Below are 25,976 nucleotides of genomic sequence, written 5' to 3' on the forward strand. Positions count from 1 at the left end.
CATGGCCGAACGATACATTTTTAATAAGTCTCTCACTCGAAGAGCACCTAGATGGTATTGGCTGGCTTTTGCTGTCGCTGCAATATTCTCATTTACTTTTTTGGTGTCTCACCCCGTTAGAGCACAAGAGCCTCTATTAGTAGACCCTAACGCTAAACAAAATGAAACGGCGCCTACTACTACGGTTACGAATATAGACTTTACCCAAGCGCCCAATAGTACGGCAGTAACCTTAGTGGAGTTCGTTGGTACAGCTCCCAAAGTGCAGCTTATTGAATCGCAGGGAAAAGTGTCTCTTACGCTCACCAATACCGCTTTAGCTGAAGATCAGCTCGTTGAGCTTAGCGTGGCCGATTTTGGCACTGTTGTTTCAACCATCGAAACCTTTGAAGATGAAAATGATGCACGTATTGAGATTAACTACTCTGGCCAAGTTACCGTTAAGAATACGGTAAAAGACAGTGTACTACGCGTAGCAATTTCGCCGATGGACATCGAGCAACAAGAAGCGTTGGACGCAGAGCAACAATACACAGGCGACCCGATTTCTCTAGACTTTCAAGATGTTCCTGTAAGGCAGGTTCTACAAATTATCGCGCAGGTAAACGGTTTTAACTTAGTCACAACGGACACAGTTTCAGGCAACGTCACTATTAGCTTATCTGGCGTGCCGTGGGATCAGGCGCTAGATATGATTTTACGCGTTAAAGGCTTAGACAAGCGTTTAGAGGGCAATATCTTGTTGATTGCGCCTGCCGAAGAATTATCTGCACGCGAAACACAAGCGCTTCAGTCTAAGAAACAAGTGTCGGATTTAGCCCCACTACATACGGTAAATATTTCGGTTAACTATGCTAAAGCCACAGCGTTAGCCACTATATTGAAATCTACCGAAGGTGGAATCCTTTCCGATCGTGGCGGCGTTACCGTGGATGAACGAACCAATACATTACTTATTCGCGATACCTTAGCGTCTATTGATGAAGCTAGAAAAACCATCAATGCTTTAGATATTCCCGTGAAGCAAGTGCTGATAGAGAGTCGCATGGTTACTGTACTTGATGATGTTGACGAGCAGTTAGGCGTTCGGTGGGGCTTCAGCGACCGCCAGGATGATAACGGCGTATCAGGCACCCTTGAAGCGGCCGATACCATTGCCGGAGGGGTGGTGCCTAGCATTGATAACCGTCTTAATGTGAACCTTCCAGTGACCAGCGCAGCGGGAAGTATCGGCTTTCAAATTGCAAGTTTAGTAGACGGTACCATTCTCGATCTTGAACTTTCTGCGCTGGAATCAGAGAACAAGGGTGAAATTATTGCAAGCCCTCGTATTACCGTGGCTAATCAGCACGAAGCGTATATTGAACAAGGTACGGAAATTCCTTATGTTCAAGCAACGTCGAGCGGTGCAACATCGGTAGAATTCAAAAAGGCCGTCCTATCGCTTAAAGTTACTCCGCACATTACGCCAGACAATCGCATAATTTTGGATTTAGTTGTAACCCAAGACACCCGCGGTGAGACTGTGTCTACATCAACCGGTGATGCGGTAGCCATAGATACCCAAGAAATCAAAACCCAGGTATTGGTAGAAAATGGTGAAACTATCGTACTTGGCGGAATTTTCCAACAGACCAGTTCAGACGGCGTATCAAAGGTACCTTTATTTGGTGATTTACCTTTTATAGGCGCTTTATTTAGAAATACCTCGCAGCTTCAACAGAAGCGAGAGCTACTTATCTTTGTTACACCTAAAATTGTAACTGAAAGGCCATAAGTAAAATTTCACCTCCCAAAAAACGCGCATTTTAATGCGCTTTTTTTGTTTTAAGGCTTTTTTTGTAACTAAATTTACAGGTATACGCTATTTGTTAGTAACAAAACTTGCATCGCCTTGCATGAAACTGAGATAATCCCCGCCTCGAAATTTAAGCGAGGTTTAAGGAGTGGTGCTTATTGGACACTAAATAGGCACGAGTCAATGGGTAGGCTGGTAAGGCAACAGTGCACTGCCCCTAACATGATTAAGTTGTGATATAAGCAAATATGGCTGAAAAACGTAATATCTTTTTAGTTGGCCCAATGGGTGCTGGCAAAAGTACCATCGGTAGACATCTGGCAGACGAACTTCACCTAGATTTTTTTGATTCGGATCAGGAAATTGAGCGCCGTACAGGTGCAGATATCGCTTGGATCTTCGACTTAGAAGGCGAAGACGGTTTCCGCAATCGTGAAGAGAACGTCATTAACGATTTGACAGATAAGCAAGGTATTGTACTTGCCACTGGCGGCGGTTCTATTGTAACTAAAGCGGTGCGTAATCGTTTATCTGCTCGCGGCATTGTTGTTTACCTTCAAACCACAATCGATAAGCAAGTTGCACGTACACAACGCGACAAACGTCGTCCTTTGCTACAAAACGAAGATCCAGAACAAGTTCTTCGCGATCTTGCAGAAATGCGCAACCCGCTTTACGAAGAAGTAGCTGATTACATTGTTGATACAGACGACCAAAGTGCGCGTGCTGTAGCAAATCAAATTATCAGTAAAATCGGTCTATAAATTAAATATGTAATAGGAGGTGCTACGCCAATGTCAACCTTAACTGTGGAACTTGGAGAACGTAGCTATCCTATACAGATAGAGGCTGGGCTGCTTTCGCAACCCGGCCTTTTTAGTGCCTACATAAAAGGCCCGCTGGCGGTTATCGTAACAAACGAGACCGTTGCGCCCCTTTACTTAGAAACCGCTAAAGCAGCATGTGGTGACGTTCAAGTTGAAACCATTATTCTGCCAGACGGCGAACAGTATAAGAATTTAGAACAGTTCGAAGTGGTCATGACCCGTCTTCTCGAGCTTAATGCAGCAAGAGATACAACGCTGATTGCCCTTGGCGGTGGTGTGATAGGAGACCTCACAGGCTTCGTTGCAGCGACTTACCAACGCGGTGTACCTTTTATTCAAGTGCCCACTACCCTGCTTTCCCAAGTTGATTCCTCGGTAGGCGGGAAAACAGCGGTAAACCACCCTCTAGGTAAAAACATGATTGGTGCGTTCTACCAACCTGTTTATGTTGCTATCGATACCGACTCGCTGGCAACACTCCCCCCAAGAGAATTCGCTGCTGGTATGGCAGAAGTTATTAAATACGGCATTATTTACGACGCCCCGTTTTTTACGTGGCTTGAAGAAAACGTTAATGCACTTAAGTCACTTGATACTGAAATCCTTACTTACGCCATTTCTCGCTGCTGCGAAATAAAAGCAGACGTTGTTGCGAAAGACGAACGGGAAGGTGGCTTACGCGCCATTCTTAATCTTGGCCATACCTTCGGTCACGCCATTGAAGCCGAACAAGGCTATGGTAACTGGCTACACGGCGAAGCGGTAGCCGCTGGTACTATAATTGCTTGTAAAGCTGCTGAAGCATTAACATGGTTTGAAGCGTCAGAAACACGACGCGTGACAGCGCTATTTGAAGCTTTTGCACTGCCTATTGCAGGGCCTAGTAGCATGACGAAAGACGACTATGTTAAGCACATGAAGCGCGATAAGAAAGTGGAAGCCGGCAGTATTCGATTTGTACTTCCTCAAGGCATTGGCAAAGCGGTTGTTACTAAAGACGTCACCGACGCCATCCTTACTGACATTCTCTCTTAATCAATCGCGTTCACGACAAACTGGCAGCGTGCCCTTTCATTATTCCCGAGATTTGGGAAGCTGAGAATAAGGTCCGTTGCTAGACTAGTTTTAAAGCAACGTTGAATAAGGGCAAACTCCCATGCAAAGTGAACTGCATGAACGTTTGGAATATCTGGTTAACTATTCCTCTCAGCTGATCTTTGTCAGCGGTGAGTCTATTGCTCAACAACAAAAAACCCTTGAAGCCTTTGTCTTTCAACAGCACGACGATACCGAAATTGCGTATTTGACCGCGCAAGATAATATGGACCCTTCTGACTATCGTAGACAGCTTTGTCGGCAGCTGCTCGGTCAAGTAGTGGGAAGCTTTGTTCGTCCCCTCAATGAGTTACTTTCTGATTTGAATAGCCACGAAGGCCCAATTCTAATTTCTATCACCCAAGCCCATAACCTTCCTGATGCACTGTTACAAGAACTGTGGGATTTGGTATTACAAAGTCGATTTGCTGGAAACAAACAGCATTTAAATGTGCTTTTATTTGCAAATAACGCATGGGCTGAGCGCGCTAAACAATGGCTTCCAGCTAAAAATACTGAAACACCGCTTATTATTAGCAGCCAGTCTGTGATTAGCGAGCAGCCTAATTACGAGTCAGATCTCGATAAAATGATAGCTTCCCGAAGAGAAGCGTTTCAGGCTCATTTAGAAAATAGACAGCGTGAAAATACTAAGACATTCACTAACCCGCTAAAAACAAAATGGTTTTATGCTGGTGTAGCTCTGGTGTTTCTAGCCACATTCTCTGGCCTTATTTATTGGCAGTACGGTGAAAAGCTCGCATCAATTTTCTCTCCTATTAGCCAGCAAACTGTTGAAACTAAGGAAAATCAGGTTGAACCAGGTTCAGCCTATAACAAGCTAATTGCTGACGGCGATGGTGACGAAAGCCTCAATACCGGCGAGAAAAAAAGCAGAGAAGTCACCGTTGCTGAAATGCAAAGTGACGTAAGCGCACAAACCGGTAATGTGGAAATTGTCTCGACACCAAGTGCACCACCTGAGCTAACCGGTCAATCAACCCTTGATAAGCCAGTGGAAAACGAAATAGCAGAGAATGACTCGCTAATTACCGACTGGGAAAGCGCAGTATCCTCATTACCTGATGCAGGTTCTTTGTCTGAAACAGAAGGCGACAATAGTAGTATTACTTCAAGGGCGCAAAGCAGTAACTCTTCCTCTGTCGAGGCTAGTCGAGGTGAAAGTACTGAGCAAACGGCTGCAGAGAATACACAAACAGCACTAACGAACACGCAAAGCACTGATACGGCGCTAAGAAACGAAAATGTGAACCAAACATCACTGCAAGCAAACCAATGGATTGACGCTAACGATTACGCCATTCAAATGTTAGCCATGAAAAGCGAATCGGTGCTCAATGCGTTCTTGCGTGACAACAATCTTGTAGAGCAAACCCACATTTATAAAACTAAACGCTACGGCGGCGATTGGTTTGTGGTTGTGTTCCGAGAAGTTTATCCCTCACTATCACAAGCACAGCAAACTCGCGCAGCGTTACCTGAATATCCAGGCAGACAAAATGCGTTTATAAAGCGAGGTAGTCAGATCCTAGCTGAAATAGATAAAGCGCAAAATTAAGCCGATTCAAAGTCAAAAGCACCTAATTAGTTCTGATAATTTAGCTAAATTCCACTCTTGCGACACTTGCTGGTTGTCCGTTTTACTGATGAAAGTTACAATCTACCTTTAGCGTGGTGATATCTGATACTGATCAGCATAAAAGTATAAAGACGACCCTTTCCCTTGGAACGGCGGCGCAAGGAAAAACCACCGTCTTCATTCCGTCTAGGTAGTAACGTTTAAGCATGATGCAGAAAAAGAACCGTGCCTTTTTAAAGTGGGCCGGTGGCAAGTACAGCTTGGTTGAGCACATTCAGGCCAGATTACCGCAAGCTAACAAACTCATAGAACCGTTTGTTGGTGCTGGATCTGTATTTCTGAATACGCAATACAAACGCTACCTGCTTAATGACATCAACCCTGACCTCATTAACTTATACAACTTCTTAAAAGCGCAACCCGATGCGCTTATTAACGATGCGCGTGCGTTTTTTGACGGGAGCCGCAATGAAGAGAAGATGTACTATGACCTGCGTGAAGAGTTCAACGGCACGCAAGACGAATACTATCGCGCTATTCTTTTTCTCTATTTGAACCGCCACGGCTACAACGGTTTGTGTCGATATAGTCTTCAAGGTCGTTTTAATGTGCCTTTTGGCCGGTACAAAAAGCCCTACTTTCCAGAAGACGAAATGTTTGTGTTTTCTGAAAAATCACAAAAGGCCACTTTTACCTGCCTACCGTTTGAGAAGGTTTTTTCAAGGGCTAGGCGAGGCAATGTTATTTATTGCGATCCTCCATACGCACCTATTAGCAAGACAGCAGCCTTCACCAGTTATGCGGCGCGAAGTTTTGGGCAAGAATCCCAAGAAAAACTGGCAGAATTGGCCACCCGAGCTTCTAAAAAACGTGGTATACCGGTTTTGATATCGAACCACGATTTACCGCTAACTCGTGCTTTATATCAAGGTGCAGACTTTAGCATGCTGTCAGTTAAACGCTCTATTAGTCAAAATGGCGCGAAGCGACAGCCAGTAGATGAAATATTAGCTTATTTTCCACCCGCGAAAGTCGTTGTGAAACGGAAAACACGCAAGAAAAAAGTAGCTCAGTCGGCTTCTGCTGAATAATTATTGCGAGATAAAAGGTTAGCAAACACCTATTTGAAGCAATGAAGCGCTTTTACTCAGTGTGAGGGGGCTATCAGCCGTAGCCTGTATACCACTTTACAAACATGAAAAGTGATACGACAAATACCACGACTAAAATAACACCTATAACAGCAAAGCTGATAAAGGTACCTTTAGTAAAGTCACGTTCATAATTTTTATGGCTTTGAACACCAAACAAACTTGCCACTACACTACCTAGAACTGACCAAAAACCAGTGCCAGATTGCATAATATCCCCTTAAGAGTCGTTTGAAGGTGAAGTGAAATCCCGATTACCATCGTCACTGTGAAGCAACTCTAGTAAATCTAAAAAGTGAAATTGAAAGGACGGTGATTTTCCTGCTATCCATGACAGCCAGCTAACCTCTTCAACTCCCTCTTGATGACGGGCGCACTGGTTTTGAATGTGGCTTGCAGGAAGCTTTGGATTAAACTCGGTAACAGGCTGAAATTCACAAACAGACGAGCGTGAGCTTGGCGGGTTTGTAACGGCCACGCTAACTAGGGCGACGGCTCCGCAAATCGCAAAAAAAGGAAGAACTTTCATCCTGAATACCCCTTACACTCGTTTAAAATTTAATCTCATTATAATCAAAAGCAAGTAACGAACAAGTTAAAAATGCGTTGCGTTTTAAATTGAAAAGCCTAATGCAAATACATTAGGCTTTTACTACTCAACGTTTAGGTTAAGAGGCCTATCCTTCGGCCTCTTAGATTAATCTTTAAAGCTCGAAATCTACTGAATAAGCTACAGTAAATTTAACTGCATCGTTATCATATTCGTCGTCACCGCCCATATCATCAAGATCAGTGCCTGTAATTGCAAAGCTAAATCCGTCTTTTGCGATTGAAATACCGTAGTCCATGTAACCTTCTACGCCGTTAAACGCTTCAGCGAAATCACCTTCGTGATAACCAACGTGGAAACCAAGTTCAGTGCCATTTAAAATTTCAGTGGTGTAGCCAAGAGTCGTATAAGACGCTTGCGCAAAACCAAAGTCCTGTCCTTCGCCCTCATCAGCTTCGGTGTGAGCTAGCAAGTAAACGGTAAGGCTTAAACCACCCATACCTACCGAGCCGTATAATTCTGCGAAGTCGAAGTTCGCTTCATCATCGTAGTTGTAATAAAGGTAACCAAAATCATACGCAATGCCGTCAGACTCGCCAGCAAAACCAAAATACATATCGTGCTCGTATGAATATACGTCACCTGCACCGTAATTCACGTTAGACGCCCACGTACCTGCATAGAAGCCGCTTTCGTGTGCGTAGTCGATACCGCCCTGTACAGCAGCTTCGTTAGTTGTCTGTGTTAGACCACGCCAAATGTAGTTGCTGGTTGCACTAGCATTGGCAGTAAACTCGCCTTCAGCATAGCTAGGCATTGCAGTTAGTAGACACGCTGAAGAAATAGCAGCGGCAAGTAGGGTTCTTTTTGTAGATGTTTTCATGTGTGTTCTCCAGTCAAATTCAAACTTGTTGTAATTCGTTTTTTCTGTCTGTGTTTTCTTTTTGGACTGGATAACGCAAAGTTGATGCCCATTTATGGTTCATTAAAAAAGCTTGCCGAAAAAACCATAAACTATTGATAGGTAAGAACTTAAACAATAAACACTTAATACTCCCGAAATTTACTCAGTGGGAAGACCGCTTAAAAACGCACCAATAAAACGCAGTCTCACCAAAATTGGGCAGCGACACGCTTTACCGTTGTCTGTCTTAAATTTATGTCAAATCATCCTTGATGTGCCCTTTACATAGTAAAAAAGCATGGTTTTGGGTAAACTTTCGCAACCTTATATCGTAAGTGGCAACGCACCTTATTGTTTTTGACTTGAAGGACACGTAATGAAACCCTTTTTAATTGCCCCATCAATACTCTCTGCCGACTTCGCCAGACTTGGTGAAGACGTAGAAAAAGTATTAGACGCAGGCGCCGATGTGGTGCATTTCGATGTGATGGATAACCACTATGTGCCAAACCTTACGTTTGGGCCAATGATTTGCGAAGCATTGAGAAAATACGGTATAACCGCGCCGATTGATGTTCACCTTATGGTAAAGCCAGTAGATGACCTTATTGAGAAATTCGCTAACGCGGGCGCAAGCTACATAAGCTTTCACCCAGAAGCGTCTGAACATATAGACCGCTCTCTTCAGCTCATTATTGATGCAGGCTGCAAACCCGGTTTGGTATTTAATCCGGCTACGCCGCTACACTACCTAGATCATGTTATGGATAAACTACACCATATCCTTATTATGTCGGTGAATCCTGGGTTTGGCGGCCAGAAGTTTATCCCCAGTACCCTAGATAAGGTACGTGCGGTGAAGCAGCGTGTACTAGAAAGCGGCTATGATATTCGAATTGAAATTGACGGTGGCGTAAAAGTCGATAACATTCGCGCAATAGCAGAAGCTGGTGCAGATATGTTTGTGGCTGGTTCGGCCATTTTCTCCCAACCCGATTACAGCGATGTGATTGCGCAAATGCGCGATGAACTTTCGTCGTTGTCTAAAGCTTAGTTTTTAACAGAATTTAACGTATTACAGGTAAATAGAAATGAGTAATAAACCCGTTGTATTAAGTGGCTGCCAGCCTTCAGGACAACTTACCCTTGGCAACTATATGGGTGCACTTAAACAGTGGGTTTCCATGCAGGACGATCACGACTGCTTATACATGATTGTCGATTTGCATGCGATCACCGTAAGACAGGATCCAAAGCAGCTTGCCGAAGCCTGTCTAGACGGCCTTTCTCTTTATCTAGCTTGCGGTATTGACCCGCAAAAGAGCACGCTATTTTTGCAATCACATGTGCCTGAACATGCGCAGCTGTCGTGGGTATTAAATTGCTATGCTCAAATGGGCGAGCTAAACCGCATGACGCAATTTAAAGATAAGTCTGCGAAAAACGAGAACAACATCAATGTGGGCTTGTACAGCTACCCTGTTCTTCAAGCAGCTGATATTTTGCTTTATCAAGCGGATAAAGTCCCTGTGGGTGAAGATCAAAAGCAACACCTTGAGTTAACACGGGACATTGCTACCCGCGTGAATAACTTATATGGCGACGTATTCCGTTTACCTGACCCTTATATTCCAGAGTTCGGTGCTCGTATCATGAGCCTGCAAGAACCAGAAAAGAAAATGTCTAAGTCAGATAACAACCCCAATAACTTCATTGGTCTGTTAGAAGATCCTAAGAAGCTAGCTAAGAAGATTAAACGCGCGGTAACCGACTCTGACGAACAGGCCAATATTTACTTCAATCCAGCCGAGAAACCAGGTGTATCTAATCTACTTACCCTGCTTTCATTAGCAACGGGTAAAACAGTAAAAGAGCTTGAGCCTGAATATACAGATAAAATGTACGGCCACTTAAAAGGTGATGTTGCAGATGCGGTGGTATCTTTACTAGAGCCTATCCAAACCCGCTATGCTGAAATTCGTGCGGATAGAGCGTACTTAGACGACGTTATGCGCCAGGGTGCGGAGAAAGCATCAGCACGCGCAGCAGAGACGCTGGCCAAAGTTTACAAAGCAGTGGGTTTTATTCCAAAGCCGTAACTTAAATACTGTACGTAAAAGACATGAAGCGTTAATAAAGCGCTTCATGTTCTAACCGTTGTTTTATAGATATATCAAGGATTAACACTGCTGTGTTGCTGTTAATTGATAACTTCGATTCGTTCACTCATAACCTTGCTAGGTATTTCACAGAACTTGGTGCTGACGTTGAAGTAGTGCGAAACAACGCCCTCAACCTTGACGATATATCGCGCTTAGCACCTTCTCAGCTTGTTATCTCGCCAGGCCCTTGCACGCCTAACGAAGCGGGTATTAGTTTATCTGCGATAGAGCATTTTGCCGGTGAAATTCCCATAATGGGCGTTTGCTTAGGTCATCAAGCCATAGGACAAGTTTTTGGTGCAGAAGTGGTAGGCGCCCAAGAAATAAAACACGGTAAAGTTTCAGCATTGTCCCATCACAACACAGGGCTATTTGAAGGGCTACCAAACACCTTTAACGTAACCCGCTACCATTCATTAGTATTAAGCCCTGAATCTTTACCTCCATCACTACGCGTCGATGCTTGGTGTGAGACAGCGGCGGGTACAAAAGAAATTATGGCAGTTTCCCATAATCGCTACCCTATATGGGGTGTTCAGTATCACCCTGAATCATTACTTACCGAACACGGTCACAGCGTGCTTGAAGCTTTTCTTCATCATAAAAAGGTTTAAGTCTACAGGCGTATTGCCGATACCCTACATAGTGTAAAAGGTTGCGCTTGAAGGCCGTTAAAATTCGCAATTCACTGATTTTTCGTTTAACTTTTCATAATCAAGTTTAGCCAAGCGCTAACTGAGCGTTATGTTGAAAACTACATAAGCGATATCAATCATTGCAGGGTGCTAACTGTGCTTTTAAGTGGTAGCTACATTTTAATCATTACCGTAGCTAACGTTATAAAGGCCCCTAATGTACGATAATATCGCCGTTCACCAAAAAGTTATGAGCAGGAGTGCTTTTAATATGACCATGGGGGCAACCACACCGCCGACGATAGATGATCGATTTGAAAATATGATCGTATCACCCGAGCGCGTGCTTGAAATGCTAGGAAAGCGTAAGGTGGGCCAAGTCAGCTTCGAACAGTCAGAACAGGGTGACGCACGTAGGCTTTTACTTCACGTTGAAAAAGTCGCAATTGAAAATAAACGCCTACAGGAAAAAACAGAAGCCTCTTATTTAGAATCGGTTAGCCACCACCTTCACGAGATTTTGCTTGGTGAACTTACTGAACAACTCAGCTATACCGATGAACTCGTTCAGAAAGTGCTTAACTTGCCTGAAAACATTGGTGAGCTATTAGATGCCTTATCTGTCAAAGCATGCTCAGTGTCAAAGCTAGAGCCAATAGTCGCCACTATGCCGTGGCTTTACGACGAACTTATTGTAGTAGTAAATACGCCCAGATTTAGGCGAAAAGACTCGCGAGGGCGTATTATTGTGGTTGAAACCTTACGTACGGCTTTAAGCTTTTTAGGTATCGAAAACTTACGTACGCTAATCCCGTCGTTGATATTAAAGCGTGCAATGCCTCAAATTACCGATCCATACCCGTTGATAAAACAAAAACTAACGCAGTACTCTACGGGCATTGCGCTGACCGCTAAGCGCCTTGCTACATTAAGCGACCTGAATAAAAATCAAGCCTACGTGTTGGCAATGGTAAGTAACTTAGGCCGTTGCGCCGTGACGAGGCTTTACTTTAAGCTGTTTGATAAAATTCAGCTGCACCTGCTGCAAGAGTGTCAAAAAGATAAAGAACAAAAACGGCACGAGGCTTTGCTAAAAATTGCGCCATCAGCAAACCACCTTATTGCCTTACAGCAAGAATTTGCTGATGCAATAAGCGCAGATATTTTGGAGTGGATGCACTTTACCCGCCTGCCAATTGCACAGCCAATGCGTGCATGTGCTGATAAACAGCCTGCGCAGGCCAAGACCTTGAGCAAAATACTGCACCAAGCACGTGCTTATACGCAAATACGCATGTTGCATCAGTTAAAGCTTGTCGACATTAAAGAAGTTAAACCACTTTTCGCTGAACAAAAATACCCTGCGGGTGCACTTGAGGCACTTAAAAGCACGGATATCTTCACCCTTCCGTTGGTGAAAAATGAAGATAGTTACTAGAGCTTTTAGCTACACACTACTCATTTAGAACACCAATCACGCAAAATAGTGCACTAAACGTGAAATATTTTATGGATATTCATGCATTGGTTATGCACTTTTTTCGTAGTTGATGTCTGATACTCAAAAATATCGGCCGTACCTCAGTACTTTGCCTGTTTTCAGCACGAGTAAACAGGCAAGTTTGTCACGGCGCATTACTCCCTTTTATTCTGTTAAAGCACCACAAAACCACCACGCGGCGCTTTTCTTAACGTAAAAATTGATTATTACTTAATGATATAGCCCAGTAGTTAATAGTTATTCACTTTTCCTGCAAATTAAGCCACAGTCCTTATAAATAAAGGGCTGCAGCCCTTTACATAGAAGACAAATGTTAAAAAAAATGGCATACTGTAAATCAAATCCGATTAGTTTTTATGCGCCAAATTAGTGCTTATCGACTCACGCAGCACGTATGAAACGTGCGCATTGATTAGACAAGCAGGCGATTGGCGCCCAATGCAGAGGTAACAAAGATGAACGTAACTCGCGCTACATTTGATGATGTAATGGTTCCTAACTATAACCCAGCAGGTATGGTACCTGTTCGAGGTGAAGGTTCACGCGTATGGGATCAAGATGGAGCTGAGTACATCGACTTTGCAGGTGGTATTGCAGTAAACGTTTTAGGTCACTGCCATCCTGAGCTAGTTAAAGCACTTAATGAACAAGGCAGCAAGCTTTGGCATTTAAGTAACGTATTTACCAACGAGCCAGCGCTTCGCCTTGCTAAAAAGCTTAACGATGCAACTTTCTCTGACAAAGTTTACTTTGCCAACTCTGGTGCGGAAGCTAACGAAGCGGCACTTAAGCTTGCTCGTCGTTGGGCACTTGATAAGCACGGTGAAGACAAGAATCAAATCATTGCTTTTAATAAAGGTTTCCATGGTCGTACGTTCTTTACCGTAACGGTAGGTGGTCAAGCGGCTTACTCTGACGGCTTTGGTCCTAAGCCAGGCGCGGTTGATCACTGTGACTACAATGACCTAGCTGCTTTTGAAGCCCTAATTTCGGATAAAACTTGTGCTGTAATGATGGAACCGCTTCAAGGTGAAGGCGGGATCATTCCACCGGACGCCGACTTTGTAAAAGGTGTACGTGAGCTATGTGACAAGCACAATGCTCTGCTAATTTTCGATGAGGTACAATCGGGCGTGGGTCGTACCGGTCACCTTTACGCATATATGGGTCTTGGCGTAACACCTGATATCCTAACAACCGCTAAATCTCTTGGTGGCGGCTTCCCAATTGGCGCCATGCTAACAACGAATGATATTGCAGCACATCTTAAGCCAGGTACCCACGGTAGTACTTACGGCGGTAACCCACTGGCTTGTGCGGTTGCGGAAAAAGCGTTAGATATCGTGAACCAGCCAGAAGTGCTTGAAGGCGTGCTTAAGAAAGAAGCCCTTTTCCGTGAACTACTTGGCGCTATCAATGACAAGTACAACGTATTTGAAGAAGTACGTGGTCAAGGCATGTTGTTAGGTTGTGCATTGAATGAGAAATACCAAGGCCGTGCACGCGACTTCATGATGGCTGCAACTAAAGAGAACCTTATGTGTCTTGTTGCTGGCATGAACGTTATTCGTTTTGCACCTTCACTGGTTATTCCTGATGAAGACATTAAAGAAGGTCTTGCACGTTTTGAACGCGCCGTTGCTGCCGTTGTAAACGCCGAATAATTACAACACGAGTAGCGAACATGAATATCATTCGCCCTATCACGAAGGCCGACTATAACGCGCTTAAAGAAATCGCCGTTGAATCAGGTATTGGCTTTACGTCTTTACCTGTCAACGACGAGTTGCTGCAGCGTAAAATTGATCGTGCAGAAACCGCGTTCAACAAGCCAAACGTAACTGAACCTGGCGATGAGTCATACTTGTTTGTAATGGAAGATACCACTACCGGACAGGTAGTGGGAACAACAGGTATTGAAGCGGCTGTTGGTATAGATGATGCGTTCTATCATTACCACCTTAGCAAAGTCGTGCATGCCTCGCGCGAGCTGAACATTCACAATACGGTAGACATTCTAACGTTTTGTAATGACTACACTGGCGTTACTGAGATATGTACCCTGTTTCTTCGCGAACAAGCCCGTGGCGGCATTAACGGCCGCTTTCTTTCAAAGGTTCGATTCTTGTTCATGATGGAGCACCGTGAACGCTTTTCAGAGACAGTCATAGCTGAAATGCGCGGTGTAAGTGATGAAGAAGGACGCTCACCGTTTTGGGAGTGGTTGGAAACCCACTTCTTCTCAATGGATTTTCCTACTGCCGACTACTTAACTGGCATTGGTAATAAAGTGTTTATTGCTGAGCTTATGCCAAAGTACCCGATATACGTAAATCTGCTTAGCAAAGAAGCGCAAGAAGTCATTGGCGAAGTCCACGACAAAACACGTCCTGCACTTCAGCTTTTAGAAGAAGAAGGCTTTTCTTGCCGCGGCTACGTAGACATTTTCGACGCAGGCCCAACGGTAGAAGCAAACTTGAGCCACATCCGCACGGCTCAGTCGAGTTTAAAACTGCCTGTTTTGATTGACGATAGCGCTGCTGCCCAAGGGCAAACGCACTACATCATTAATACATCAGTATCTGATTTTCGTGCAGTCGCCACCGAGATGACGGTAAGCGAAGAAAAGCAAGTTGCCGTGCTATCTCGCCAAGCCGCTGCTGCATTGAATGTCAAAGAGGGAGAGCACGTACGCTTTGCCCCCGTTACATTCAGAGATTAAAAGGACACCCACTATGCTACATACACATTTTATCAACGGTGAATGGGTTGCCGGACAAGGTCACGACTTAACGTCAGTTGACCCTGCAAAAAACGAAGTAATTTGGGAAGGTAAGTCTGCGACTGCCGCTCAAATTGATGACGCAATTAACGCCGCTCGAGCTGCACTTGTAGCGTGGAGCATGAAAACCGTTGAAGAGCGTCTAGAAATCATCAAGGTTTATGGCACTAAGCTAGAAGAAGCGAAAGCGCATCTAGCCAAAGTTATGGCTAAAGAAACGGGCAAACCAGAGTGGGAAACTGCCACTGAAGTGGGCGCCATGATGGGCAAAATTGGTATTTCTGAAAAAGCCTATTTTGAACGCACGGGTAACGTTGAAAACCCAATGCCTGTAGGTAAAGCCTTCATTCGACACAAGCCTCACGGCGTTGTTGCTGTATTTGGCCCATACAACTTCCCTGGCCACCTGCCAAACGGACACATTGTTCCAGCCCTTATTGCAGGTAACACAGTTGTGTTTAAACCAAGCGATTTGACGCCTATGGTTGCACAAGAAATGGTGAAGCTATGGGATGCTGCTGGCCTGCCAGCGGGCGTACTTAACCTAGTACAAGGTGAAGTTGAAACAGGTAAAGCGTTGGCGTCGCATAACGATATCGATGGTCTTTTCTTTACGGGTAGCTCACGCACAGGGAAAATCCTTCACGAGCAGTTCGCAGGTCACCCAGGTAAAATCTTGGCTCTTGAAATGGGTGGTAACAACCCACTCATTGTTAAAGATGTGGCTGATGTTGATGCTGCCGTACATGACATCGTTCAATCTGCTTTCATTACGTCCGGTCAGCGCTGTACGTGTGCACGTCGCCTATTCTTACCAGCCGATGCACAGGGTGATGCAATCCTTGCTCGCTTAATCGAAGTGACCAAGAATATTAAGGTGGGTGATTATGACGCTGAAGATCAACCATTTATGGGCGCAATGATCTCAAGCAACGCCGCTGCACTTATGGTAAAAGCACAGCAAGAGCTTGAAAACCTTGGTGGTAAAGTACTAGTTCGCCTTGAACAAAAAGATGAGAACAAAGGTTTTGCTACGCCTGGCATCATTGATGTGACTGACATGCTTGCTTCACTGCCTGACGAAGAACACTTTGGTCCACTACTTAAAGTGATTCGTTACAGCGATTTTGACGCAGCTATCGCAGAAGCGAATAACACCAGCTTTGGCTTATCAGCAGGTCTTCTAGGCGACAACGAAGAAGATTATCGCTACTTCTTCGCACGCATTCGCGCGGGCATCGTAAATTGGAATAGACCTATTACAGGTGCAAGCAGCGCAGCGCCATTTGGTGGCGTGGGCGACAGCGGTAACCACAGAGCAAGTGCGTTTTATGCAGCCGACTACTGTGCGTACCCAGTTGCTTCAGTTGAGCTTGATAAAGTTACTATGCCGGGCAAATTAAGCCCAGGCTTGTCGATGTAACCCAAGCTTTTCACGTTACAAAAAGGCCGACACGATTTTTGTGTCGGCCAGTTTAGTACCAACCCTATACGAACTATTCGTTTAAAAATAGTCAACGACAGAAAGGACCCTACCACCATGCATAGCAACATCGATACGTTGTTTAGCAACATGTGGGACGATTACGTTACCATCACTCCCTCAGCGCATAAAATTCATGCACTTTTGGCGGGTGAAGAAAACACGAACGACATCGTTAACGACCATGTAGCTTTTCGAACTTTTGCTCTTGATAAAACCCGCTTAGACAAGCTTGCTGCACACTTCTTAGCATTGGGTTATGAAGCTAAAGGCGACTATGACTTCGAAGCGAAAAAGCTTACTGCGAAGCACTTTGAGCACCCTGACGATACTAAACCAAAAGTATTCATTAGTGAGCTTCGTGTAAACGAGCTTTCTGAGACAGCTCAAACAATTATTAAAAAGCTTGTAGCTCAAATGCCTGAATCTGTTGTGGATGCAGACAACTTTTTGTATTCGGGTAAACACTGGGACGTTTCAAAAGCAGAGTACGACACACTGCTTAACGAATCAGAATACGCTGCGTGGATGGCCGCGTGGGGATTCCGCGCTAACCACTTTACGGTAAGTGTTAATCACTTGACCCGTACTGACGAGCTTACCGACGTAAATACATTGCTTAAAGAAGCAGGATTTGTGCTAAACACCTCAGGCGGCGAGATCAAAGGCGGTCCAGACGTATTTTTAGCGCAATCGTCAACCATGGCTGACCGTGCTGACGTAGCATTTAGCGATGAGACTGTGGCTATTCCAAGCTGCTTTTACGAGTTCGCACAGCGTTATGAAATGCCTGACGGTAAACTTTATAAAGGCTTTGTAGCTGCATCGGCAGATAAAATCTTTGAAAGTACAAACGCTAAGTAACGCGCTTGCTTAGTCATAAAAAAGCCCGTTAGGGCTTTTTTTGTTTACGCTTTACAGAAGACGTTAACGATTAGGCTCAGTAGTATGCCTGGCAAGAAACTGGTCATAAGGCATAGGTTTATCAAAGTAAAAGCCCTGCATTAATTTAATATCTGCTTGCTCCATAAAAGGTAGATAAGACTCTAATTCTACCCCTTCAGCCACCACATCTATTTGCAGGCTCTTCAACATAGCTATCAGACCATTAAAAAGCGCGTTTGCTTTGCTATCTTGATGTATACCTTGAATTAAGCTTTTATCTACCTTGACCACCTCAAACTGAAAACTCCTCAGGTAGCTAAGTGATGAGAAGCCACTGCCAAAATCATCTAAAGACAATCTAAAACCACTCTCTCTAAGTGTATTTAATGCTCTTAGAGCTGATTTTTCGTCCCGAATAAACACCGACTCAGTAAGCTCTAATTCTATAAATTCCGGGGATATATTGTTATCCAAACAAATAGAGGCTGCTTGGTCAGGAAATTCTGGGGCGAGCATTTGGTTAGCACTAATATTTACCGACAGCGGAATAGCTTCGCCTTGTTGCGACTCCATTATCGAAATATAGTCACAGGCAGCCTCTAGCGCTTGTAAACCAATGGCGCTATCTAACTTGTGCTCTTCTGCTATGGGGATAAACACTGCTGGCGATACCACACCGTGCAGTCCAGAGATCCAGCGGCACAACACTTCACCACCCTTTAATACGCCATTTAAGTCATATTTACCCTGAATATAAAAATCAAGAAGGTGGTTTTCTACGGCCTTGCGCAAGTCGTTCACCATACTGACCTGCTGTGTCATGCTTTCATAAAGCCCTGGCTCATAGACAAAGGTTTGCCCTTTCCCAAGCTCTTTGGCGCGATACATTGCTGCATCGGCACACTGCACTAAACCTTCAATGTTGTTGCTGTGTTCTGGAAATTCTGCAATACCAATGCTGGCCGACAGCCTTAGCTCTGTCCCTTTTACAACAATGGCGTCTTCTTCAATTTGGCTAATAAGTTCCTGTGAGCGCTCGGCAATTTCTTCAATATTTTGGTTAGGTACTACGGCAATAAACTCATCGCCTCCCCACCTGCCAACTTCCCCAATGGGGCCGAACATACCGGTAAGTAATGCTCCCATGCGCTGCAACTCGGCATCGCCTCTTTCATGCCCCGCATTATCATTTATGGCTTTAAACCCATCTAGGTCGATAAACACGAGAGAAAAAGGCTGCACTTTTTTCACTAACACTGAAATAGACTCACGTAGCGAGTTACGATTAGAAAGACCGGTCAATTCATCGTGCAAGGCGAGTTGACGTAGCTTGGCCTCGTTGCGCTTTCTATCGCTAATGTCGCGCATTGTTGCGATTAAATAAGTAGAGGTTTGTTGATAGGTTTCGAACAAAGCCACAGAAATATCTACCACTTTCATTTCGCCGCTTTGGTTTTTTATCTTTGACTCAAATCGAACCTGCTTATCGATGGCCAATTGCGCTTTATTAACTTTCTCTGCGATGAATATTTGATTGAAATCCAACCCTACACACTGCTCTTTTACTGACATACCAAGCAATTTGATAAAAGCATCATTGCATTCTGTGATAACCAAGTCGGGAGAAAGGACTAACATAGGCTCTCTTGAACTAGCGAACGCAGAGGCCATTAGGTGAAAAGATTGCTCGGCTTTACGCTGCTGGGTTATATCTTTGGTAGTTCCGACAATGTGCAGTGCTTCACCCGCGCTTCCCCGCTCTAGTACGCGGCCACGTAACCTTACCCATTGATAACCCTTTTCTAACATTAAGCGAAAGGAAAACTCAACACGATCGCGATTGCCGTGAAGTGCCATGGTCCAGTGAAACTGAAGCCCTTCTAAATCGTCTTCATGTACGCGATCAGAAAGCTGAATTAGGGTACCCGACCACGTAGATACGCTTTGTGAGTGAAGAGAAAAAGAGCGAATCTCCATTATGTCGCTTTGCGCCTCCCAACTCCAAAATGACTCTTGCGAAGCCCAAAGGGCAAGTTCTAGGTCCTTTTGCGCACGTTGGCTTTCTTTCAGCGAAGCATACAAATTTTGTGTTTTTTCTGTCAGCAACCTTTCAGCTTGCGCTCTGGCATTTCGCTCTCGTTTTAAACGACGCTCAATTAAAGCTAAAGCGTCGTTGTTAACGGATTTGCCAATGGATGTATCATTTGACATTACATCCCCCGTTAAACAACAAGAGATATACTAAATTCGTACGTGTGAGGCGTTTCTAGTTGATGGGTTTCCCTTTCAAGTTTGCAGTTGTAATACGCTGCAGCGGCGTCCATCAAGCCCTCAGCTAGAGGATATAACTCTCTTTCAGAGTAATATTGAAGGCGCATGGTGGTGTCTGTGCGTGACAGCACTTTAAAACGAGGGAGGTCTGCATCAGGATAAAGCTTTTTAACCTGGACATGGATATCGCCGTCCAGGTGCTCCAGCATGTCTAGCATGCTATTGGTATTGGCCAACACGTCACCGTGTACGGCGCCTAACTTGCCAAATAAATAAAAACCAAAATCGTATAAGAGTTCGTTAGCAGATTTACCCGTTCTCTCTACCAGCACACCTACCAGGCGTTGCATCTGTTCAAACGGGTAATAACCCACTGCGGTATAAGCTCCGTCGTTCTCTAAACCAGCTTCCATGATGACATCATCAGCGAACTCGGGAGAAACCTTCTCCTCAAGCATATCGATTAACGATGTAAAAACTATGCCTAACATGTAAATTCCTCATTCATTAATATAATGAGTGTAGTTCACCTAAGCATAAGAACAACCTAAACTTTATGATAAATCTTCAGGTGCTTCGCCATTATTCGTTGGCACAACGTCCACGCTATCAACACGCTGTAGACCACGTGGCAGTTTATTCCCTCTACGGCCCCTTTCCCCCTGATAATGCGTGAGATCTTCAGCAGTCAGAGTCATGCTGCGTTTCCCTGCTCCAACCTTAATGGCTGCGCCATCAGGCACGACAGCCAGAACTTTGACATACTCTTCACGGGACTGAGATTTTGCTGAAGGAATATTGATAAGTTTGTTTCCTTTTCCTTTACCAAGACTTGGTAAATCCCGCAAAGGGAACATAAGCATGCGCCCTTCGTTAGAAATACTTAAACACCAATCAGAGTCAGGGTTAGTCACTGGCATTGGTTTCATTACTTTCGCTGCTGTAGGCAATGACAAGTAGGCTTTACCCGCTTTATTCTTGCTAACCATATCTTTGAATGTGCCGACGAAGCCATAGCCCGCATCAGAACCCACCAAGAACTTACTCTCGTCTTGCGCCATAATCACGTGCTGGAAGGATTCCCCACCAACAATACTAAAGCGCCCGGTTAAAGGCTCGCCTTGACTTCGTGCAGAGGGAAGTCCGTGAGCGTCGCACGAGAATGTTCGCCCTGAGCTATCCATAAATACGGCAGGCTGATTACTTTTGCCTTCAGCGCTAGATAAATAAGCATCACCCGCTTTATAGCTTAGCCCTTCAGCATCAATATCGTGACCTTTTGCACAACGTGCCCAGCCTTTTTCTGAAAGTACAACTGTAACTGATTCCGCAGGCACTAACTCTTTTTCAGACAGCGCTTTAGCCTCGCTACGCTCGACAATAGGTGAACGCCTGTCGTCACCGTATTTCTCGGCGTCAGCAAGGATTTCTTTTTTAATGAGGGTTTTAAGGCGACGGTCTGAGCCAAGCAGTTGCTGTAACTTGTCACGCTCGGCAGCTAGCTCGTCCTGCTCACCCTTAATTTTCATTTCTTCTAATTTGGCTAAGTGGCGAAGTTTCAGCTCTAAAATGGCTTCGGCCTGTTTATCACTTAAATCAAAACGCGACATCAGCTCAGGCTTGGGTTTGTCATAAGTACGAATAATTTCGATAACTTCATCGATATTTAAAAACGCAATTAACAAACCTTCTAAAATATGTAGACGCGCCAATACTTTATCTAAGCGATACTGCAAACGTCGTGTCACTGTATCTTTTCGATACTGCAACCACTCAGATAAAATAGTACGCAAGTCTTTAACCTGAGGGCGACCGTCTAGGCCTATCATGTTCAGGTTAACGCGGTAATTTTTCTCAAGGTCGGTAGTTGCAAACAAATGCTGCATTAATTGAGTAACGTCAATGCGATTTGAACGAGGAGTAATAACTAAGCGAGTTGGATTTTCATGGTCCGATTCATCGCGAAGGTCACTTACCATTGGCAGCTTTTTCGCCTGCATTTGCGAAGCTATTTGCTCTAGGATCTTGGCGCCAGACGCCTGATGAGGTAGAGCAGTAATGACCACATCCCCATTCTCTTCGCCGTAGACAGCACGCATTTTTATTGAGCCACGCCCAGTCTCGTAAAGCTTTTTAATATCGGCTTTTGGCGTAATAATTTCGGCTTCAGTGGGGTAGTCTGGCCCATTAACATGTTCTAGGACGTCGCTAAGCTCAGCTTTACTGTTGTCCAGCAGCATAGCGCATGCGTTAGCCAACTCTCTTACATTGTGCGGTGGAATATCAGTGGCCATGCCTACTGCAATACCTGTCACACCGTTAAGCAGAATATGCGGTAAACGGGCAGGTAATACACTTGGTTCTTCTAACGTACCGTCGAAGTTGGGCACCCAGTCTACTGTGCCTTGGCCAAGTTCGTTTAACAGCACTTCCGAGAATCGAGAAAGCTTAGCTTCGGTATAACGCATGGCTGCAAACGATTTAGGGTCATCCGGTGCGCCCCAGTTCCCCTGACCGTCAACCAAGGGATAGCGATATGAGAAAGGCTGCGCCATAAGCACCATGGCTTCGTAGCAGGCAGAGTCACCATGTGGGTGAAATTTACCAAGTACATCACCTACGGTTCTGGCAGACTTTTTATATTTTGCATTCGCGCTTAAGCCTAAATCGGACATCGCATAAATAATACGTCGCTGTACCGGCTTTAAACCATCGGAAATATGCGGAAGAGCACGGTCCATGATGACGTACATGGAATAGTTTAGATAAGCGTCTTCGGTGAAACGTCGAAGAGGAAGTTGCTCTACCCCATCGCGATTAATGATGATCTCGTCACTCATGATAGTTTTTTCGTTTTGTTATTAATACCAATGCGCTCGTAATAGAAAGGCCGCCATTCTCGTTGTGTTGTAGCGCACTACTTACTGAATGTACGCGAGCGTTTAGGCTATTGTGGGGTAAACCGCATTTGTGTGCAATCTTTGAAAACAATTGTCATCACTTTTCAAATAGCCAATGCCTCACCGTCTTTACTATTTAGCAAAGAGCCTTGCAATGTAAACGCTATCAATGTGTTAATGGTTTGCTTTGTTATTCTGCAAATAGAGTGTTTAAATAGATTGGGCTGAATTTTGCGTTCAACATTCGCCTTAAAAATAATAAAACCCTTATTTAAATGGTAGTTAAAGTACAGAATAATATGGCAACCTTTCGCGCACTTTCTTTCCTATTTATTTTGCTAGCTAGCTTCTGGCCTTCTTGTTCCCAAGCGCAGCATATCGAGCAGCTTTTTGACGAACAAAGTACGCTAGATTTATCAGACTCCCTGTACTTTCTGTTCGAAACCGATTACCAGCTTACCATTGGGGATGTATCAAGAAGACGAAATGATTTTCTTATGCATCCTCACGGAAACCCTAACTTTGGCTTTCGCAATAATGGTATGTGGTTGCTAACATCCGTTGCCAATGTTTCAAACGACAAGAACTGGGTGTTTTCAATAAACTTTAGTCAGCTCGATAACGTTGATTTCTATTTAGTACAAAATGGAAAGGTGATTAGTCAAAGTCATCAAGGTAAGGCGCAAAAAGAGCAGCGTTTTCGCGTTCCTACCTTTCGAGTTGAACTCGCTAACAGCGACCCCGTTGACCTTTACATACGCATTGAGAGTCATTCATCAAGCCTCATCGCTCCACTTCGCATACAAGCTGAGCCTTTACACAGCAGTTATTTCCAAATGGACAGTTTGCTCTGGGGCTTTTTTTACGGTGGCTTACTCATACTTGCCATCTATAATTTGGCCTTATTTTTCGGCGTAAAAGAGAAAAGCCTGGTTGCTTATGTTGGATACATATTAGCGGTGATCTTATGGCAATTCGTGTGGGGCGGTCATACACACCTCTTATTCACTCAAGGAATTCCCTCTTGGCTAGTCGGTCATTCGGAATTGATATTCGTCATTATCGGTATCACTTCAGGTTTGTTTACCATGACCTTCTTAGAAACCGAAAAGCACTCGCCCACTGCTCATCCTATTATAAACTTATTATTGGTGTGCCAAGCGCTCACTGGACTCGTGTGCTTTGTCGATCTTCTTCCCTCTATCTGGAAGAACAACCTGGTATATGGCGTAGGGCTGGTAGCGATTTTGAGCTACATCTACGCAGGGGTGGAGGCCTTCCTCAATAATTTCAGACCTGCACGCTACTTTATTTTTGCATGGGGTATGCTTGCTACCGGTGCCATTATTGGCATGTTAAGCCTTATCGGTGTGCTGCCCTCTAACGACTTTACTACCTACTGCTTCCAAGTTGGCGTTTTCCTAGAAGCTGGACTTTTTTCTTTTGCACTCATGGAGAAAAGTCGAAGCCAGCTTGAAAGCGAAGTAGAACAAGCAACCGATGATTTACGCAATAATGTTGAGCTTATTGAAGAGCAGAATGCACGCTTAGACATTGCGCGAAAAGACGCCATCAAGGCCAGTAACGTAAAATCTCAGTTCCTTGCAAACATGAGCCATGAGATACGCACGCCGCTAAATGCAATATTGGGGTTTAGCAAAGAACTTAATAACGCATTGCTACCTACGGACCAGCAAGAGCAGGTTCGGATCGTCAATACTGCAGCTGAAAACCTGCTCACCATTGTTAACGACGTACTCGACTTTTCAAAAATTGAAGCGGGCAAACTTCAAATAAACAACCAACCTTTTTCACCTAATAAACTACTCGAAGAAATGGTCACTATCATGGCCAAGTCTTCGCATAGCAAGCGCATTGAGTTCGTTTTCGACTTAAATCCGCTGCCTGAAAAACTTATTGGTGATGTATTTCGCATCAAGCAAGTGCTTAACAACTTACTCAGCAACGCGCTTAAGTTTACCTCTAGTGGAGCCATTACATTCTCAGCAAGCGGGCGCTCGCTTCCTCATGGTATCCACGAATTAAATATTGTCGTTGAAGACACGGGAATTGGTATTAGTCGTCAAGACAGGAAAAAGCTCTTCAGCGCGTTTTCACAGGTAGACGATGCACTAAATCGAAATTACCAAGGTACGGGCTTAGGCCTTGTTATTAGCAGGGAACTCGTTCGCCTGATGAACGGAGACCTTTCGCTTAAGAGTGTGCTGGGCCAGGGCTCTACGTTTAGCGTCTCTCTTCGTATGAATCAGCTTAGCCAAAAGTATTCATTGACGAGCAGCGAAGACTGGAAAGATAAAAACGTGGTTATTTTCGACCCCATTCCCGCAACCCGCCGCTCCAGCGCTAATATGTTGTCTATATTGGGTGCCAAGGTCACCTCAGTGGAATCGTTAGACTATTTAGCTACGCTAAACGGTCAATATGACTTCTTCATGGCAACGGTACCGGTAAGCAAAATAGCATTGCGTGATACTTACCTAAGCCGATTTGTACAGTTTCCAGCCACAAAACGAATCCTCTGGTACTCTGGCCCCGAGCCGTACGCTCAATATCCAAGCCTATCGCAGCACTTCCATTCTCAGATACGTATGCCAATAACCTTGACTAAGTTAGATAGCTTGGTAAACCAGCACGCTACGCCTGCGAAAAATGCCATGCAAGAGAAGATCAGCAGTTTGCCTAACGTGAAAATATTGGCTGTTGATGACATGGAAATGAACCTGAAACTTCTGCATACATGGCTTGACCATTCACCTGTAGAACTCATTACAACGATTAGCGGGCAAGATGCGGTAAATCAGTGTCAGACACAAGAGTTCGACCTGATTTTAATGGACGTTCAGATGCCTGGGATGGATGGTGTACAAGCAACTAGGGAAATTCGTAAATCTCCTGTAAATATGGGTACGCCTATTATCGCTGTCACCGCTCACGCATTTAAGGAAGAACAGGAGCGATTACTCGCATCAGGTATGGATGATTATCTTCCTAAGCCTATCGAAGTAGAATTACTTATTAACCTAATTAAATCCTGGTGCCACAGCATTGAACCAGGGGAAATAGAGCTTCCCTCAGTTGACTGGCAGCTTGCGCTAAAACGTGCCAATCAAAACCAAGACACCGCGAAAGAAATGTTAGACGGCTTTATAGAGCTGCTCCCAGAAACCATTGTATTACTTTCAACGCTGTGGGAAGAAAAAGATTATAAAGAGCTAAAGACCGAGGTACACAAGCTTCATGGTGCATGTTGTTATACTGGCTTGCCGCGCATGCAGCATTTGGCGAATGATACTGAAAGCGCGCTCAAGTTAGGCCAGCATAAACTTGTTGATGAGCATTTACCTGCACTTATCGCTGAAGCAGAGAAAGTGTTACGGGAGAGTAAGCCTAGCGTATAACAAATTATTGGCC

General features: G+C 44.5%; 20 protein-coding genes. 14 read left to right on the top strand and 6 right to left on the bottom strand.

Going from position 1 to position 25,976, the window contains the following annotated elements:
- The first annotated feature begins 1 nt into the window (after nucleotide 1).
- The 5 genes from ACXACS_RS19525 (at nucleotide 2) to ACXACS_RS19545 (ending at nucleotide 6,411) form a co-directional block, all read left to right on the top strand.
- Nucleotides 2-1,777: a type IV pilus secretin PilQ gene (locus tag ACXACS_RS19525; RefSeq protein ID WP_474809083.1), complete on the top strand. Its 1,776-nt coding sequence runs from the start codon at nucleotides 2-4 to the stop codon at nucleotides 1,775-1,777.
- A 269-nt stretch (nucleotides 1,778-2,046) separates the two neighbouring features.
- On the top strand, nucleotides 2,047-2,562 hold the full coding sequence (gene aroK / locus ACXACS_RS19530) for a shikimate kinase AroK (protein WP_118490478.1): 516 nt from the start codon (nucleotides 2,047-2,049) through the stop codon (nucleotides 2,560-2,562).
- Nucleotides 2,563-2,592: 30 nt separating this feature from the next.
- Complete coding sequence (gene aroB / locus ACXACS_RS19535) at nucleotides 2,593-3,660, top strand: 3-dehydroquinate synthase (RefSeq protein ID WP_474809085.1); 1,068 nt, start codon at nucleotides 2,593-2,595, stop codon at nucleotides 3,658-3,660.
- A gap of 121 nt (nucleotides 3,661-3,781) precedes the next feature.
- Nucleotides 3,782-5,299 carry an SPOR domain-containing protein gene (locus ACXACS_RS19540; RefSeq protein ID WP_474809087.1) on the top strand — a complete coding sequence of 506 codons (1,518 nt, stop codon included), beginning with the start codon at nucleotides 3,782-3,784 and terminating at the stop codon, nucleotides 5,297-5,299.
- A 227-nt stretch (nucleotides 5,300-5,526) separates the two neighbouring features.
- The gene (locus ACXACS_RS19545; protein WP_474809088.1) at nucleotides 5,527-6,411 is read left to right on the top strand and encodes a Dam family site-specific DNA-(adenine-N6)-methyltransferase; all 885 of its coding nucleotides are present in this window, start codon (nucleotides 5,527-5,529) and stop codon (nucleotides 6,409-6,411) included.
- A 73-nt stretch (nucleotides 6,412-6,484) separates the two neighbouring features.
- Here ACXACS_RS19545 and ACXACS_RS19550 read toward each other — a convergent pair whose 3' ends face one another.
- The 3 genes from ACXACS_RS19550 to ACXACS_RS19560 all read right to left on the bottom strand — a co-directional run bounded on the left by ACXACS_RS19550 (nucleotide 6,485) and on the right by ACXACS_RS19560 (nucleotide 7,904).
- Nucleotides 6,485-6,682, bottom strand: coding sequence for a DUF2970 domain-containing protein (locus ACXACS_RS19550; RefSeq protein ID WP_474809090.1), 198 nt, complete (start codon nucleotides 6,680-6,682; stop codon nucleotides 6,485-6,487).
- Between the two features lie 9 nt (nucleotides 6,683-6,691).
- A complete protein-coding gene (locus ACXACS_RS19555) occupies nucleotides 6,692-7,000 on the bottom strand; it encodes a hypothetical protein (protein WP_039217648.1) in 309 nt (102 codons plus the stop codon).
- Nucleotides 7,001-7,175: 175 nt separating this feature from the next.
- Nucleotides 7,176-7,904, bottom strand: coding sequence for a TorF family putative porin (locus tag ACXACS_RS19560; protein ID WP_474809092.1), 729 nt, complete (start codon nucleotides 7,902-7,904; stop codon nucleotides 7,176-7,178).
- A gap of 397 nt (nucleotides 7,905-8,301) precedes the next feature.
- On the opposite strand from ACXACS_RS19560, the gene rpe reads away from it, so the two are divergent.
- The 8 genes from rpe to ACXACS_RS19600 all read left to right on the top strand — a co-directional run bounded on the left by rpe (nucleotide 8,302) and on the right by ACXACS_RS19600 (nucleotide 17,352).
- Nucleotides 8,302-8,979: a ribulose-phosphate 3-epimerase gene (gene rpe, locus ACXACS_RS19565; RefSeq protein WP_269918168.1), complete on the top strand. Its 678-nt coding sequence runs from the start codon at nucleotides 8,302-8,304 to the stop codon at nucleotides 8,977-8,979.
- A gap of 37 nt (nucleotides 8,980-9,016) precedes the next feature.
- Complete coding sequence (gene trpS, locus ACXACS_RS19570) at nucleotides 9,017-10,024, top strand: tryptophan--tRNA ligase (RefSeq protein ID WP_179982153.1); 1,008 nt, start codon at nucleotides 9,017-9,019, stop codon at nucleotides 10,022-10,024.
- Nucleotides 10,025-10,116: 92 nt separating this feature from the next.
- Nucleotides 10,117-10,701: an anthranilate synthase component II gene (locus tag ACXACS_RS19575; RefSeq protein WP_474809094.1), complete on the top strand. Its 585-nt coding sequence runs from the start codon at nucleotides 10,117-10,119 to the stop codon at nucleotides 10,699-10,701.
- A 292-nt stretch (nucleotides 10,702-10,993) separates the two neighbouring features.
- Complete coding sequence (locus tag ACXACS_RS19580) at nucleotides 10,994-12,160, top strand: HDOD domain-containing protein (protein ID WP_474809339.1); 1,167 nt, start codon at nucleotides 10,994-10,996, stop codon at nucleotides 12,158-12,160.
- Nucleotides 12,161-12,678: 518 nt separating this feature from the next.
- Complete coding sequence (locus ACXACS_RS19585; protein WP_179982152.1) at nucleotides 12,679-13,887, top strand: aspartate aminotransferase family protein; 1,209 nt, start codon at nucleotides 12,679-12,681, stop codon at nucleotides 13,885-13,887.
- 20 nt (nucleotides 13,888-13,907) lie between these two features.
- Nucleotides 13,908-14,945 carry an arginine N-succinyltransferase gene (astA, locus tag ACXACS_RS19590; RefSeq protein WP_474809096.1) on the top strand — a complete coding sequence of 346 codons (1,038 nt, stop codon included), beginning with the start codon at nucleotides 13,908-13,910 and terminating at the stop codon, nucleotides 14,943-14,945.
- Nucleotides 14,946-14,958: 13 nt separating this feature from the next.
- Complete coding sequence (gene astD, locus ACXACS_RS19595; RefSeq protein WP_474809097.1) at nucleotides 14,959-16,428, top strand: succinylglutamate-semialdehyde dehydrogenase; 1,470 nt, start codon at nucleotides 14,959-14,961, stop codon at nucleotides 16,426-16,428.
- A gap of 117 nt (nucleotides 16,429-16,545) precedes the next feature.
- On the top strand, nucleotides 16,546-17,352 hold the full coding sequence (locus ACXACS_RS19600; protein WP_474809099.1) for a 2-oxoadipate dioxygenase/decarboxylase family protein: 807 nt from the start codon (nucleotides 16,546-16,548) through the stop codon (nucleotides 17,350-17,352).
- Nucleotides 17,353-17,415: 63 nt separating this feature from the next.
- Here the strand turns inward: ACXACS_RS19600 and ACXACS_RS19605 are convergent, their stop codons facing one another.
- The 3 genes from ACXACS_RS19605 to parC form a co-directional block, all read right to left on the bottom strand.
- On the bottom strand, nucleotides 17,416-19,584 hold the full coding sequence (locus tag ACXACS_RS19605) for a putative bifunctional diguanylate cyclase/phosphodiesterase (protein WP_474809100.1): 2,169 nt from the start codon (nucleotides 19,582-19,584) through the stop codon (nucleotides 17,416-17,418).
- Nucleotides 19,585-19,595: 11 nt separating this feature from the next.
- Nucleotides 19,596-20,135, bottom strand: a complete 540-nt coding sequence (locus ACXACS_RS19610) for a heme NO-binding domain-containing protein (RefSeq protein ID WP_474809101.1) — start codon at nucleotides 20,133-20,135, stop codon at nucleotides 19,596-19,598.
- 63 nt (nucleotides 20,136-20,198) lie between these two features.
- The gene (parC, locus tag ACXACS_RS19615; protein WP_474809102.1) at nucleotides 20,199-22,484 is read right to left on the bottom strand and encodes a DNA topoisomerase IV subunit A; all 2,286 of its coding nucleotides are present in this window, start codon (nucleotides 22,482-22,484) and stop codon (nucleotides 20,199-20,201) included.
- A gap of 359 nt (nucleotides 22,485-22,843) precedes the next feature.
- Between parC and ACXACS_RS19620 the strand changes: the two genes are divergently transcribed.
- The gene (locus ACXACS_RS19620) at nucleotides 22,844-25,963 is read left to right on the top strand and encodes a hybrid sensor histidine kinase/response regulator (RefSeq protein ID WP_474809104.1); all 3,120 of its coding nucleotides are present in this window, start codon (nucleotides 22,844-22,846) and stop codon (nucleotides 25,961-25,963) included.
- The last annotated feature ends 13 nt before the right edge of the window (nucleotides 25,964-25,976 follow it).

This window comes from Alteromonas sp. AWM4_230 (assembly GCF_056158305.1).

Excerpts from the sequence above, each read along its gene's own strand:
- ACXACS_RS19525 (WP_474809083.1), top strand. The coding sequence starts at position 2 with ATGGCCGAACGATACATTTTTAATAAGTCTCTCACTCGAAGAGCACCT.
- aroK (WP_118490478.1), top strand. The coding sequence starts at position 2,047 with ATGGCTGAAAAACGTAATATCTTTTTAGTTGGCCCAATGGGTGCTGGC.
- aroB (WP_474809085.1), top strand. The coding sequence starts at position 2,593 with ATGTCAACCTTAACTGTGGAACTTGGAGAACGTAGCTATCCTATACAG.
- ACXACS_RS19540 (WP_474809087.1), top strand. The coding sequence starts at position 3,782 with ATGCAAAGTGAACTGCATGAACGTTTGGAATATCTGGTTAACTATTCC.
- ACXACS_RS19545 (WP_474809088.1), top strand. The coding sequence starts at position 5,527 with ATGATGCAGAAAAAGAACCGTGCCTTTTTAAAGTGGGCCGGTGGCAAG.
- ACXACS_RS19550 (WP_474809090.1), bottom strand. The coding sequence starts at position 6,682 with ATGCAATCTGGCACTGGTTTTTGGTCAGTTCTAGGTAGTGTAGTGGCA.
- ACXACS_RS19555 (WP_039217648.1), bottom strand. The coding sequence starts at position 7,000 with ATGAAAGTTCTTCCTTTTTTTGCGATTTGCGGAGCCGTCGCCCTAGTT.
- ACXACS_RS19560 (WP_474809092.1), bottom strand. The coding sequence starts at position 7,904 with ATGAAAACATCTACAAAAAGAACCCTACTTGCCGCTGCTATTTCTTCA.
- rpe (WP_269918168.1), top strand. The coding sequence starts at position 8,302 with ATGAAACCCTTTTTAATTGCCCCATCAATACTCTCTGCCGACTTCGCC.
- trpS (WP_179982153.1), top strand. The coding sequence starts at position 9,017 with ATGAGTAATAAACCCGTTGTATTAAGTGGCTGCCAGCCTTCAGGACAA.
- ACXACS_RS19580 (WP_474809339.1), top strand. The coding sequence starts at position 10,994 with ATGACCATGGGGGCAACCACACCGCCGACGATAGATGATCGATTTGAA.
- ACXACS_RS19585 (WP_179982152.1), top strand. The coding sequence starts at position 12,679 with ATGAACGTAACTCGCGCTACATTTGATGATGTAATGGTTCCTAACTAT.
- astA (WP_474809096.1), top strand. The coding sequence starts at position 13,908 with ATGAATATCATTCGCCCTATCACGAAGGCCGACTATAACGCGCTTAAA.
- astD (WP_474809097.1), top strand. The coding sequence starts at position 14,959 with ATGCTACATACACATTTTATCAACGGTGAATGGGTTGCCGGACAAGGT.
- ACXACS_RS19600 (WP_474809099.1), top strand. The coding sequence starts at position 16,546 with ATGCATAGCAACATCGATACGTTGTTTAGCAACATGTGGGACGATTAC.
- ACXACS_RS19605 (WP_474809100.1), bottom strand. The coding sequence starts at position 19,584 with ATGTCAAATGATACATCCATTGGCAAATCCGTTAACAACGACGCTTTA.
- ACXACS_RS19610 (WP_474809101.1), bottom strand. The coding sequence starts at position 20,135 with ATGTTAGGCATAGTTTTTACATCGTTAATCGATATGCTTGAGGAGAAG.
- parC (WP_474809102.1), bottom strand. The coding sequence starts at position 22,484 with ATGAGTGACGAGATCATCATTAATCGCGATGGGGTAGAGCAACTTCCT.
- ACXACS_RS19620 (WP_474809104.1), top strand. The coding sequence starts at position 22,844 with ATGGCAACCTTTCGCGCACTTTCTTTCCTATTTATTTTGCTAGCTAGC.